Origin of the sequence: Gemmobacter lanyuensis (assembly GCF_014652355.1) — a bacterium.
Lineage (GTDB): Bacteria > Pseudomonadota > Alphaproteobacteria > Rhodobacterales > Rhodobacteraceae > Gemmobacter > Gemmobacter lanyuensis.
Genome location: NZ_BMYQ01000006.1, coordinates 161,760 through 174,302 on the forward strand (window position 1 = coordinate 161,760; position 12,543 = coordinate 174,302).

Annotated in this window: 13 protein-coding genes; 9 read left to right on the plus strand and 4 right to left on the minus strand. The window is 65.4% G+C overall.

What is annotated here, in order from left to right; genetic code table 11:
* Positions 1–17 precede the first annotated feature (17 nt).
* A complete protein-coding gene (locus IE101_RS11570) occupies positions 18–1,052 on the minus strand; it encodes a dipeptidase (RefSeq protein WP_189633990.1) in 1,035 nt (344 codons plus the stop codon).
* 152 nt (positions 1,053–1,204) lie between these two features.
* Here IE101_RS11570 and IE101_RS11575 point away from each other — a divergent pair, with 152 nt between their 5' ends.
* Genes IE101_RS11575 through IE101_RS11595 form a run of 5 tightly spaced genes read left to right on the plus strand, consistent with a single transcriptional unit; the run spans position 1,205 to position 6,395 of the window.
* A complete protein-coding gene (locus IE101_RS11575) occupies positions 1,205–2,803 on the plus strand; it encodes an ABC transporter substrate-binding protein (protein ID WP_189633991.1) in 1,599 nt (532 codons plus the stop codon).
* A 48-nt stretch (positions 2,804–2,851) separates the two neighbouring features.
* Positions 2,852–3,904 (plus strand): ABC transporter permease, encoded by a 1,053-nt coding sequence (locus tag IE101_RS11580; protein WP_189633992.1) that lies wholly within the window; start codon positions 2,852–2,854, stop codon positions 3,902–3,904.
* Positions 3,905–3,908: 4 nt separating this feature from the next.
* Positions 3,909–4,811: a nickel transporter permease gene (nikC, locus tag IE101_RS11585; protein ID WP_189633993.1), complete on the plus strand. Its 903-nt coding sequence runs from the start codon at positions 3,909–3,911 to the stop codon at positions 4,809–4,811.
* Complete coding sequence (locus IE101_RS11590) at positions 4,808–5,638, plus strand: ABC transporter ATP-binding protein (protein ID WP_189633994.1); 831 nt, start codon at positions 4,808–4,810, stop codon at positions 5,636–5,638. Before nikC ends, IE101_RS11590 begins: the two co-directional genes overlap by 4 nt.
* Position 5,639: 1 nt before the next feature.
* On the plus strand, positions 5,640–6,395 hold the full coding sequence (locus tag IE101_RS11595; protein ID WP_189633995.1) for an ABC transporter ATP-binding protein: 756 nt from the start codon (positions 5,640–5,642) through the stop codon (positions 6,393–6,395).
* On the opposite strand, the gene IE101_RS11600 is transcribed toward IE101_RS11595, so the two are convergent.
* Positions 6,341–7,252, minus strand: coding sequence for a class I SAM-dependent methyltransferase (locus tag IE101_RS11600; RefSeq protein ID WP_189633996.1), 912 nt, complete (start codon positions 7,250–7,252; stop codon positions 6,341–6,343). The two genes, IE101_RS11595 and IE101_RS11600, sit on opposite strands and share 55 nt — an antisense overlap.
* 33 nt (positions 7,253–7,285) lie before the next feature.
* Between IE101_RS11600 and IE101_RS11605 the strand changes: the two genes are divergently transcribed.
* On the plus strand, positions 7,286–7,483 hold the full coding sequence (locus IE101_RS11605) for a hypothetical protein (protein WP_189633997.1): 198 nt from the start codon (positions 7,286–7,288) through the stop codon (positions 7,481–7,483).
* Positions 7,484–7,490: 7 nt separating this feature from the next.
* On the opposite strand, the gene IE101_RS20035 is transcribed toward IE101_RS11605, so the two are convergent.
* A complete protein-coding gene (locus IE101_RS20035) occupies positions 7,491–9,428 on the minus strand; it encodes a lytic transglycosylase domain-containing protein (RefSeq protein ID WP_189633998.1) in 1,938 nt (645 codons plus the stop codon).
* 179 nt (positions 9,429–9,607) lie between these two features.
* Here IE101_RS20035 and dapA point away from each other — a divergent pair, with 179 nt between their 5' ends.
* Both dapA and IE101_RS11620 read left to right on the plus strand, forming a co-directional pair.
* Positions 9,608–10,480 (plus strand): 4-hydroxy-tetrahydrodipicolinate synthase, encoded by an 873-nt coding sequence (gene dapA / locus IE101_RS11615; RefSeq protein WP_189633999.1) that lies wholly within the window; start codon positions 9,608–9,610, stop codon positions 10,478–10,480.
* A 113-nt stretch (positions 10,481–10,593) separates the two neighbouring features.
* The gene (locus IE101_RS11620; protein ID WP_189634000.1) at positions 10,594–11,475 is read left to right on the plus strand and encodes a DMT family transporter; all 882 of its coding nucleotides are present in this window, start codon (positions 10,594–10,596) and stop codon (positions 11,473–11,475) included.
* Here the strand turns inward: IE101_RS11620 and IE101_RS11625 are convergent.
* Complete coding sequence (locus tag IE101_RS11625; protein WP_189634001.1) at positions 11,448–11,888, minus strand: ion channel; 441 nt, start codon at positions 11,886–11,888, stop codon at positions 11,448–11,450. The two genes, IE101_RS11620 and IE101_RS11625, sit on opposite strands and share 28 nt — an antisense overlap.
* A gap of 83 nt (positions 11,889–11,971) precedes the next feature.
* Between IE101_RS11625 and smpB the strand changes: the two genes are divergently transcribed.
* Positions 11,972–12,442, plus strand: a complete 471-nt coding sequence (gene smpB / locus IE101_RS11630; RefSeq protein WP_189634002.1) for an SsrA-binding protein SmpB — start codon at positions 11,972–11,974, stop codon at positions 12,440–12,442.
* Positions 12,443–12,543 lie beyond the last annotated feature (101 nt).

Consider the following 12,543-nt stretch of genomic DNA (forward strand, 5'->3'; position numbering starts at 1 on the left):
GGGCCGCCCTTTTCCTGTCAGCCGATGGTGCGGCGCAGAAGATCCATCCAGTTGCCCCAGCACAACCGCTCGATCAGCGCGGGGCCATAGCCTGCCTGCTGCATGGCGGTGATCAGCCGCGGCAAGTCGGACGCGCCCTGCAGCCAGTCGGCGGTCATGGTGCCGTCGAAATCCGACCCCAGCGCCACGCCGCCTTCGCCCAGCCGGTCCATCAGGTGATCCAGATGGCGGATCATCCGCTCTGCGCCCATCGCGGGGTTCTTCACCCCGTCTTCGCGCAGGAAGGCCACCCCGAAGTTCAGCCCCACCAGCCCGCCGGTTTCGGCCATGGCGTCGAGCTGCCGGTCGGTAAGGTTGCGCGTCGCCGGGCAGAGCGCATGGGCCGCTGCATGGGTTGAAACCAGCGGCTTGGTGCTGATCCGCGCGACATCCCAGAACCCGGCTTCGTTCAGATGGGCCAGATCGACCAGTATACCCAGCCGGTCGCAGGCCTGCACCAGCCGCATCCCGGCCTCGGTCAGGCCCGGCCCGGTATCGGGCGAAGCGGGAAAGTTGAACGGCACGCCATGGCCAAAGATGTTCTCACGGCTCCAGACCGGGCCGAGGCTGCGCAGCCCGGCTGCATGAAGGACGTGCAGTTCATCCAGCCCCGCGCCAATGCCCTCGCATCCCTCCAGATGCAGGATCGCGGCAATCGCCCCCGCGCTGCGAGCGGCTTCGATTTCGGCCACGCTGCGGCAAAGACGGATCGCATCGGGCCGCGCCGCCGACATGCGGATCAGGATTGCCGCCTGTTCGAGCGTGACGCGATGGGCCTTGTCCAGGCTGATCGGCGGATAAGCGCGATAGGTGGCCATCGGATCGGGGGCATCCGCCTTTTCCCCCGGCACCCACATGGCGAAGAAACCGCCAGCAAAGCCCCCGGCGCGGCAGGCGGGCAGGGAAATTGCGCCATCCCAGCCCTCCAGAAAGGCGCGCCCCTCTGCGTCATTCATCGCCCAAAGGCAGGAAAGCAGATCGTTATGGCCATCGAAAACGGCAGGTCTGGACATGGATGCTCCTTTTCGCGGCAGGCGGTTGCGCCGATCACGCCATGTTTCACAAAGGTTGACAAGTCCGGGTAAAAAATTGCCCAATCGGTCAAGGAATCCGCGATCGAACCGGTTACCTCATGCAAATCATGAATAAATCCAGGGAGTTGACGATGTTTCTTGAGACGAACCTCCGCCGTTCGGGCGTTGCCGCCTGCGCGGCCCTGATGCTGGCCACGGCCCCGGCGGCCCTGCTGGCCGCGACCCCGCCGGAAACGCTGGTCATCGCGGATGCGATTGACGATATCGTCTCGCTCGACCCGCAAGAGGCCTATGAATTCTCGGGTCTGGATGTGGTGAACAACGTCTATGACGGTCTGGTCGAGCTGGACCCCGCCACCCCCGGCGCGCCGGTGCCCGGTCTGGCGGAAAGCTGGTCGGTGTCGGAAGACGGCATGACCTTTACCTTCAAGATGAAGTCGGGGATCACCTTCTCCTCGGGCAATCCGGTTACGGCCGAGGATGCGGCCTTTTCGCTGCAGCGCGCGGTCAAGCTGAACAAATCGCCTGCCTTCATCCTGAACCAGTTCGGCTGGACGGCCGAAAATGTTGAAGAAATGGTCAAGGCCGATGGCGATACCGTCGTGCTGAAAACCGACAAGGCCTATGCGCCGACCTTCCTTTACAACTGCCTGACCGCGGGGGTCGCCTCGGTTGTGGACAAAGCCACCGTCATGGCCAATGAGGTGAACGGCGATCTGGGGAACGAATGGCTCAAGACCAATTCGGCCGGAACGGGCGCCTTCATCCTGAAATCCTACAAGCCGAATGAAGGCTATCTGCTGGAGGCCCGCGCCGGCCACTGGCGCGGCGATGCCAAGCTGAAGTCGGTCTTCATGCGCCATGTGCCCGAAGCCGCGACCCAGCGCCTGCTGCTGGAAAAGGGCGATATCGACATCGCCCGCGAGCTGACCCCGGTCGATATCGAGGGGATCAAGGGCAATGCCGATCTGAAGGTTCAGGCCGATGTCGGCGGGCAGGTCTTCTATCTGTCGTTCAACCAGAAAAATGAGAACTACAAGAACCAGAAATTCCTCGAGGCGATGCGCTGGGGCATCGATTACCAGGGCCTCGCCGATACGGTGCTGAAGGGCAATATGGTCGTCCATCAGGCCTTCCTGCCCAAGGGCTATCTCGGCGCGCTGGATGACATGCCCTACACCCTCGATGTGGAAAAGGCCAAGGCCCTCCTGGCGGAAAGCGGCGTGACCGATCCGACGCTGGTGCTGGATGTCCGCAACGCCAGCGACCGCATGGAGATGGCCCAGTCGATCCAGAACACCTTTGGTCAGATCGGCATCAAGGTGGAACTGAACATCGGCGAAGGCGCCGAGCAGCTGAAACGCTATCGCGCGCGCCAGCACGACGCGACGCTGCAAAGCTGGGGCCCGGATTACCCGGACCCGCATACCAACGCGGGGTCTTTCGCCTGGAATGACAACAACGCCGATGATGCCTCGACCGGGACGCTGGCCTGGCGCAACAGCTATGATCCGGGCGCGCTGAACGACATTACCGCCGCCGCGGTGATGGAGGGCGATGCCGCCAAGCGCAAGGCGATGTATGAAGACCTGCAAACGCAGCATCGTGAAACCTCGCCCTTCATCGTCATGTTCCAGATCGGCTATAATTCGGCCATGCGGAACAATGTGGCGGGCTTCTACACCGGTGGTGCGATCGATTCGGCCGCCTATTGGCTTGTGACGAAGTAAGAGGTTGCGCCCCCGTCCCGGAACGGGTCGGGGGCGCCCATCACCGGAATGACCGCATCCCTTCCTTCCTCGCCCTGGGCGGGCCGACTGCGTGGCCTTGGCGCTGCGCTGTTTTCGCTGGCGGCCACGCTGCTTGGCCTCTTGTTCGTGACCTTCATCATCGGCCGCGTGGTGCCGATCGACCCGGTTCTGGCCATCGTGGGCGAACGCGCGACCGAGGCGCAGATTGCCGCGACCCGCACGGCGCTGGGGCTGGATCAGCCGCTTTGGCAGCAATTCCTGATCTTCGTGGGCAATGCGCTGCAGGGCGATCTGGGCACCTCGATCCGCACGGGCGAACCCGTCCTGCAGGCGGTGAGCCGCGCCTTCCCCGCCACGCTGGAGCTTGCGACGCTTGCGACCATCATCGGCGTCCTGGCCGGGGTGCCAGCGGGCGTTCTGGCTGCCACGCGCCCGGGAAGCCTTGCTGACCATATCGTGCGGCTTGTGGGGCTGATGGGCTATTCCATGCCGGTGTTCTGGCTGGGGCTGATCGGGCTTTTGCTGTTCTACGGCGTGCTGGGATGGGTTGGGGGGCCAGGGCGGCTCGATGCGGCTTTTGACATGATGTATGAATTCGAGGTGACGCCGGTCAGCGGCATGATCCTGATCGACACGGCCCTGGCCGGGCGCTGGGACATGTTCGTCAATGCGATCAGCCACCTGATCCTGCCCGCGGGCCTGCTGGGCTATGTCTCTATGGCCTATATCAGCCGTATGACCCGCAGCTTCATGATGAATGAACTGGGGCAGGAATATATCACCACCGCCCGCGTCAAGGGCATGCCGGAATGGCGGGTGATCTGGGTCCATGCCATGCGGAACGTGCTGGTGCCGCTGATCACCGTCATCGCGCTGAGCTATGCCTATCTGCTGGAAGGTTCAGTCCTGACCGAGACGATCTTCGCCTGGCCCGGCCTTGGCAGCTACATCACCGACGCGCTGATGGTGAACGACATGCCCGCCGTGCTGGGGGGTACCGTCGTCGTAGGGGTGGCCTTCGTGCTGCTGAACCTTCTGTCCGACCTGCTCTACCGGCTGGTCGATCCGCGTGCGAGGTAAGGGCATGGCAATCATCGCTTGGCTGCGGGACCCCAATCCCGCCTCGCGCCGGCAGGCCCGTCTGGGGCAGGCCTATCTGGGGTGGCTGCGGCTGCGGCGGAACCCGCTGGCAATGGCGGGGCTGGTGATCATCGGCCTTCTGTTGGTGCTGGCGGCCTTTGCGCCCTGGCTTGCCCCGCATGATCCCATCGCGCAGAATCTGCAGAATCGGCTGATGCCGCCCGGCACGCCCGGGCATCTGCTGGGCACCGATGACTTCGGCCGCGATATCCTGACCCGCATCCTCTATGGCGCACGCATCACCCTGTCGGTCATCGCGTTGGTCGCGGTCACTGCACCGCTGCTGGGGCTGATCATCGGCACGGTTTCGGGCTATTTCGGCGGCTGGGTCGATGGGGTGCTGATGCGGATCACCGATATCTTCCTAGCCTTCCCGCGGCTCATTCTGGCGCTGGCGCTGGTGGCCGTGCTGGGGCCGGGGATCGAGAACGCGGTGCTGGCCATCGCACTGACCGCCTGGCCGCCCTATGCCCGCGTCGCGCGGGCCGAAACGCTGACGGTGCGGAATTCCGACTATATCGCCGCGGTGCGTCTGCAGGGGGCGGGGTCGGTGCGGGTGATCTGGGGGCATATCATGCCGATGTGCCTGCCTTCGGTCATCATCCGGGTTACGCTGGATATGGCCGGGGTAATCCTGATTGCGGCGGGGCTTGGCTTTCTGGGGCTGGGCGCGCAACCACCGCTGTCGGAATGGGGTCTGATGATTTCCGCCGGGCGCAAATACCTGTTCGAACAATGGTGGGTCGCCACCATGCCGGGGCTTGCGATCTTCATCGTCTCGCTGGGGTTCAATCTTCTGGGCGACGGGCTGCGCGATGTGCTGGATCCAAGGAGTGCGGGCAAATGACGCTGCTGTCGGTCAAGAACCTGCGGGTCAGTTTCGATACCGAGGCCGGTCTGGTCGAAGCCGTGCGCGGGGTGTCCTTCAGCCTCGGCCGGGAACGGCTGGGCATCGTGGGCGAAAGCGGATCGGGCAAAACCATGACCGGCCGGTCGGTCCTGCGCCTTGTGCGCCCGCCGGGCCGGATCGAGGCCGAGGAGATGCGCTTTGACGGGCAGGACCTGATGGCCCTGTCGGAACGCGACATGCGCCGTCTGCGCGGCCCGCGCATCGCCATGGTGATGCAAGACCCGAAATACAGCCTGAACCCCGTGATGAAAGTGGGCGACCAGCTGATGGAAGGTCTGCGCCAGCGTGACCGCCTGTCCCGGTCCGAAGCCCGCGCCAAGGCCGTCGCCGCGCTTGAGGCCGTGCAGATTCGCGACCCCGAGCGGGTTCTGGAGGCCTATCCGCATGAGCTTTCGGGCGGGATGGGCCAGCGCGTGATGATCGCCATGATGCTGATCCCGAACCCCGATCTGCTGATCGCCGATGAACCGACCAGTGCGCTCGATGTGACCGTTCAGGCCGAGGTGCTGTCGATCCTCGATGGACTGGTGCGCGACCGGGGCATGGGGCTGATCTTCATCAGCCATGACCTGCGGCTGGTCGCGCGGTTCTGCGACCGGGTGCTGGTGATGTACAAGGGCCGCGTGGTCGAGGAACTGGCCGCGCGCGACCTGCTGGCGGCGCGACACCCCTATACGCAGGGTCTGCTCAACTGCCTGCCGCGCATTGGCGGGGACCGAGGGCCGCTGCCCGGCCTTGATCGCAATGCAGAATGGGCGCGCTGACATGGCCTTGATCGAGATCGAAAACCTCTCTGTCACCTTCACCGCGCAGGGCCGTCAGGTCCGGGCGGTGGAAAATGTCAGCCTGTCGGTCGAGGCGCGCGAAAGCTATGGCCTTGTAGGCGAAAGCGGATCGGGAAAATCCACCATCCTGCGCGCGATCTGTGGTCTGGCGCCGGTGTCGGGCGGGACCATCCGCATCGGCGGCGCGCCTGTGCAGCGCGACAAGGCCTTTTCGCGCCGCGTGCAGATGGTGTTCCAAGACCCCTACGCCAGCCTGCATCCGCGCCATACGCTGGACCGCACGCTGTCAGAGCCGCTGGCGATCCACGGGATCGGCGATGCCGATGCGCGGGTGGTGCAGGCGCTTCGGGACGTGGGCCTGCCGACGAGCTTCCGCTTCCGCTATCCCCACCAACTGTCGGGGGGGCAAAGGCAACGCGTGGCGATTGCGCGGGCGCTGATGCTTGAACCCGAAATCCTGCTGCTGGATGAACCGACCAGCGCGCTGGATGCCAGTGTGCAGGCCGAGGTGCTGAACCTGCTGGCCCGGCTGCGCGCCGAACGGGGGCTGACCTTCCTGATGGTGAGCCATGACCTCGCGGTGATTGATCATATGTGCGACCGGGTTCTGGTCATGCAGCATGGCCGCGCGGTCGAGGAACTGGCCCGCGACGACCTTGCCGGGGCGCGGATGAAAACCGATTACGCGCGCAGCCTGTTTGCAGCCAGCGCCGACCGCATGTTGACCTCCAGCTGATCCACCATTGCCACTGGCACGGGGCGGGGGGCGAAATGCCCCCCGGCCTTGCGCGGCACAAGGCGGATGGCGGCGTTCTGGTAAAAGCCGCGCGCGCGGTAATCGGCAAAGCCCGCGCCCGGGATCATCTGTCCCTGACGGTCGGACAACGGATAGGCGCGGCCATAGGTTACCAGCCATTCGAAATCGAGCCCGCGCGCCAGCAGGAATTCATAAAGCGCCAGCATCTCGTTCCACGCGAATTCGGTATAATGTAGCAATTCGTCAAACAGGATCACGCTGCCCGACCCCAGTCGGTCGCCCAACCCGAACAGCACCGTCCGGGCCGAGGAGTAGAGATCGCAGTCGATATGCAGAAAGGCCGGAGGCGGGCCGTCGTAGCGCGGCAGGGTCTGTTCGAAGGCGCCGATATGCAGCGTCACATTCGGCGCGACGGCGGGCGGGGCGGGCAGGGCAAAGTCAAGCTGCCAGTCGCCGCGCCCGTCATCGGGAAAGCCCGTGAAACTGTCAAAACCATGCACGGCTTGATCGGGGCGCAGGGCCGCAAGGTGGTTCAGGCTGCGCCCTTTCCAGACGCCGAATTCCAGCACCGGCCCGGCGGGGGCCTGCCACAGGGCGGCCTCCAGCACCCGCTTCCACGGCTTCCGACGCGACCGCATCAGATGCCGCAGCCCGAATCGCGGCAGCGCAAGGCCCTGTCGGCCAAAGCTGTCATGAGTGGCAAGCAGGAAGGCGGCATAGGCGGCAGGGTCGATCATCGGCGCCAGACTGCCCCGGAAGTTGCGCCAAGTCACCCCTGATTGCGCGCCCGGCGCCCTGCGACGAATTTGCTGGATTGCTGCGACAATCTGTCCCATCCTTCCCCTGCGCGCACCAATTGGGAGGTTGGAATGAGCAAACTTGTCGCCATCATCTGTGTCGTCAGCTGGTCGGGTTTTTGGGCCTTCGGCTATCTGGCCCTGTCCGCGGGGGTGGCCGACACGTCGCAGATGGTGACGGCGGCCATGTTGGCGACAGTCGGCTTTTTCACCGGGATGATCACCTGGTTGAAACTGTCGCGCGACGGAGCGATGCCGCTGCGCGCCTGAGAGTGGGTTAGCCGCGCAATTCCGCGGTCAGACGCACCGGTCCGGGTCTGCCGCGCAGTAGGGCGCGGTAGATCACCAGTGATTCCGACACGCGCATGACATAGGTCCGGGTTTCTGAAATCGGGATCATCTCGACCCAGTCGATCACATCCACCGCATCCGACCGCGGATCGCCAAATTCGGTGATCCAGCGCCGCGGGCGCCCCGGCCCCGCGTTGTAGCCCGAGGCGACAAGCGCGACCGAAGGCCCGAACTCATCGACCAGTTTGGCCAGATAGGCGCTTCCGAGCCGGGCATTGTAGGCGGGATCGCGCGTCAGATTGGCCAGATCGAAGGGCAGGCCCAGCTCTTTCGCCATGCGTTCCGCCGTCTCAGGCATCAGCTGCATCAACCCGCGCGCGCCTGCGCTGCTGCGGGCGGCGGGGTCAAATTCGCTTTCGCGCCGCGAAATCGCCAGGGCGAAGGCGCGTGACACGGCAAGACCGCTGTCGGGCACCAGATCGGCCAGCGGGAAATAGGCGGCGGGCAGGATGATCCCGCGCTCGGCCCCCTGTTTCGCCAGCAGGACCGCGACATGCGGTTCGTTGATCCGCAGCGAAAGCGATGCAAGGCTTGCCAGATCCTCGGGGCCCAAGCCTTCGGCCAGATGCAGCAGGAACCGCTTGCCCAGCGTCCGGTCCCCCACACGCAAAAGCAAAAGCCCCGCCTCCAGCACTGTAGACCGCGCGAAGGCGCGGCTGCGCCAGTCAGCGGCGTTCAGCGGCGCCAGAAGTGCGGGGTCAAGCGGCTGGCCCAGGCGTTCGGCCGCAAGCTGGCCGTAATAGGCGGTCTGGTGGCGGGCCGCGGCCTGAAAGGCGGCCTGCGCTTCTGCCGGGCGTTTGGCGGCATCCAACGCCCGGCCCTGCCAATATTTCGCGCGGCTGACGGAAATCGGCGTGCCCACGGCCTGTTCCAGATGCTGGAAATGGCGCAAAGCGGTGTCAGCATCGCCGAGACGGCGCAGAGCGATGAACCCGGCGAGGAATTCGAGATCTGCGTAATCGGCCCCGCCGCTCAGCTGATGGCGGGCTGCGATGCGATAGGCGGCCTTGGCATCGCCTTCACGCAGCATCTGCCGCGCCAGCTGCGCGCGGCGCTTGGCCCAGGCCTCGGGCTGCCCCAGCAGATCGAGGTTTTGGGATTGGTCGAGCATCAGGGCCGCGGCCTCGGCCCACAGATCCTTGGCAATGCGCCAATCCGCACGGGCATGGGCCAGCAGCGGATGGCTTGCCAGCGCCTCCGGCACGGCCCGCACCAGCGCATCCACCCCCTCGGCCCGGTCCATCAGCGCCAGACGCGCGCGGGCCAGCGCCTGCCAGTCGGCCGGCACTTGCGGCAGCAGGCGGCGGGCCTCGGCATCCTCGCGCGCCCAGAGCATGGTGGCCAGCCGCTCGGTCGTCAGCCGGGTCAGGCCGGGGTAGAGCGCAAAGAGCGCCGTCTGATCCGCGCTTGTCATCGGAAGGTTGACCCAGGCGCGGCGGGCTTCGGCCTCGGCCTCGGCCGTGCGACCGCTGGCCTGCAGCGCTCGGATCACCGCCAGCGACCCGGCGCCGGTTTCGGGCAGGTGGCTGCCGAACCACCCGAGCACCCGCGCCGGGGTGGAAGATCGCGCCACCGCCGTTTCCGCCTTTTCCCGCAGCAGCGGCAGGCCCGGCCAATCGGGGCGACGGGCTAGGAAGGCCTCATACTCGGTCAGCGTGCCTTCGCCCGCGCGCAGGCGTTGCCATTCGATGATATCGGCCCCCACGGGCGACGATTGCGCGGCAAGGCGCGTGGCTTCGGGCCAGTTGGCGCGGCCCGCTTCGGCAAGAGCCAAGCGCAGGGCGCCCACGGCATCGGTTTCGGCGGACGCCGGGGTGGCTAGGCCGAGCGTCAGGAGAAGGGCGAGGGGGCGGAGGATCTGCATGGCGCGAAGGTGCCGCAAGGTTCTGCGAGGGGCAACTCACTTCCCCGCCAGCCGGGCAGGAATTGGCCGGTCGGCTTTTGGCATTTCCCCGCACGGCGCAACTTGGCAAGTCTCGCCCGGATCGTTAGAGGAAAGGCGTCAATCGGGCGAGTCTGCCCCAGCTTCAGGAGATGCGTGTCATGTTCAAAGGGTCCATGCCTGCCCTTGTCACGCCGTTCAAGAACGGCGCACTGGATGTGGATACGCTCAAGAAACTTGTGGAGTGGCACATCGCCGAAGGGTCGAATGCGATCGTTCCGGTGGGGACCACGGGGGAAAGCCCGACGCTGAGCCATGAGGAACATGGCCGCGTCATCGAGATCGTGGTGCAGACCGTGGCGGGCCGCGTGCCGGTGATTGCCGGGGCCGGGTCGAACAATACCATCGAAGGCGTTGGCCTGATCCAGCACGCTGAAAAGGTGGGTGCAGATGCCGCGCTGGTGGTGACCCCCTATTACAACAAACCGACCCAGGCCGGGATGATCGCGCATTTTACCGCGCTGCATGACGCCTCGAGCCTGCCGATCTTCATCTACAACATCCCCGGCCGCTCGGTTGTGGACATGACGCCCGAAACGATGGGCGAGCTGGCCAAGCTGCCGCGGATCGTCGGCGTCAAGGATGCCACCGGCAAGATCGAGCGCGTGTCGATGCAGCGCGCAAGCTGCGGCGCCGATTTCATCCAGCTGTCGGGTGAGGATGCCACCGCGCTTGGCTTCAACGCCCATGGCGGCGTGGGTTGCATTTCGGTGACGGCCAACGTGGCCCCACGGCTCTGCGCCGAATTCCAGGCGGCGACCCTGAAGGGGGATTACGCCAAGGCGCTGGAATATCAGGACCGTCTGATGCCGCTCCATGAGGCAATCTTCATCGAGCCCGGTCTGGCCGGGGCCAAATACGGCTTGTCCCTGCTGGGCATGTGCAGCGAAGAGGTGCGTCTGCCGCTGGTCGGTCTGACCGATGGCACCAAGGCGCGCATCAAGGCTGCGATGCAACATGCGGGTCTGATCTGAAGAAAGAGGGGGGCGCTGCCCCCCGCCCGTTCCGGGCGCCCCCCGGGATATTTTTGCCAAGATGAACAAGGGCCTTGCGTGTGCGGGGCCCTTTTGTCTGTCAGGAGCCGGTGATGAGCGACAATCTGCGCGGCAGTCTGTTCATGGTGCTGGCCATGTGCGGTTTTGCGATCGAGGATATGTTCCTCAAGCGGGTGGCGGGCGCGGGGATGCCGGTGGGGCAGGTGCTGATCCTGTTCGGCGGCGGCGGCATGTTGGCCTTCATGGCGCTGGCGCGCGCCCAGGGCCAGGCGATCTGGCACCCGGCGGTGGTTCAACCGCGGATGCTGGTGAAGGCCGCGTTCGAGGTGACGGGGCGATTGTTCTATACGCTGGCCATTGCCTATACCGCCCTTTCGAGCGCGAGCGCCATTTTGCAGGCCACGCCCCTTGTGGTGGTGGCGGGGGCCGCGCTGATCTTTGGCGAAAGCGTGGGTTGGCGGCGCTGGGCGGCGATTCTGGCGGGGCTGGGTGGGGTGCTGGTGATCCTGCGGCCGGGGCTTGAGGGGTTTTCGGCGGCCTCCATCCTTGCGGTGATCGGGCTTTTGGGCTTTGCGGGGCGGGATCTGGCGACGCGGGCCGCGCCGAAGGTGCTGTCGAACTTCCAGCTCGGGATTTACGGCTTTGCGGCCATGGTGCCGACCGGGGCTGTCTTGCTGATCTGGCAGGGTGGGGCGCAGGTGCCGGATGGCGCGCAGGTGGCGCAGCTGGTGGCGGCGGTGTTGATCGGGGTCTATGCCTATTGGGCGCTGACCCTCGCCATGCGAACGGGCGAAGTGAGTGTGGTCACGCCCTTCCGCTATACCCGGCTGGTCTTTGCGCTGATTCTGGGCGTGCTGGTCTTTGGCGAGCGTCCCGATGCCCTGACGCTGATCGGGTCTGCGATTGTGGTGGGGGCGGGGATCTATACGCTGCTGGGCACGCGGCGTCAGGTCTTGCGCCGCGCGGCGAACTGATCGAGCCGGACCTGGCGCAGCGCCTCGACCAAGAGTGCCGTCAGCAGGCCGAAGCTGAGAAAGCCGTTCGCTGCGGCCATCCCGCCGAGCAGCCGCCATTGATGCGGAAGCAGCACATCCCCGAAGCCGAGGGTGGTAAAGGTGACCAGCGAGAAATAGACTGATTCTTCCAGCGTCGCGAAGACGCCTAGCCCGAAGAAGGCGAAGGCCCAGAGCCAGACGCCCACCGTGATCATCCCCAGCACCCAGAGCGAGACGCCCGCGATCACCACCAGCAGCTTGGGCCGGTGCGGTTCGCGCAAAAGCCAGGGGTGCACGCGCGCCAGCATGGTTTCGACCAGCAGCGCCGAAGCCGCCCCCAGAAGGATCGAGAGCGTGAGCAGGATCGAGCCGAGAAAGATCTGGGTCAGCATGGGGCATCTCTGCCACGTCGCGGGCGGGCTGCCTATGGGGTGATCTGGACTTTTTGGCGCCAAGCGCCTATCTCGGGCAGATCATGGCCCAGAAATCTGACCCGAATTCCAAGCTCATCGCCGAAAATCGCCGCGCACGTTTCGATTACTTCATCGAAAGTGACCTTGAGGCGGGCATCATGCTGTTCGGGTCCGAGGTGAAATCGCTGCGGCAGGGCGGGTCCAACCTGGGCGAAAGCTATGCCACGGTCGAGGGGGGGGAGCTCTGGCTCATCAACTCCTACATCGCGCCCTACCGCGAGGCGAAGACCTGGGGCCATGAAGAGCGGCGGCTGCGCAAGCTTCTGGTGTCGAAGAAAGAGCTGTCGAAGCTGTGGAATGCCACGGCCCGCGAAGGCATGACCATCGTGCCGATGAAATGGTATTTCAACGACCGCGGTCTGGTGAAGGTCAAGCTGGGTGTCGCCAAGGGCAAGAAGCTGTCCGACAAGCGCGAAACCGTCGCCAAACGCGATTGGGACCGGCAGAAACAGCGGCTTTTGAAGGCGCATTGACGCGGGGCATTGGCCCTTCGTCGGGGTGTTTGCGCTCGCAGCGGCTTCGCGCTTGCCTGCAAGGGCGGCTGTGGTAAAGCGGGTCCGTGACAGGAGGAGCC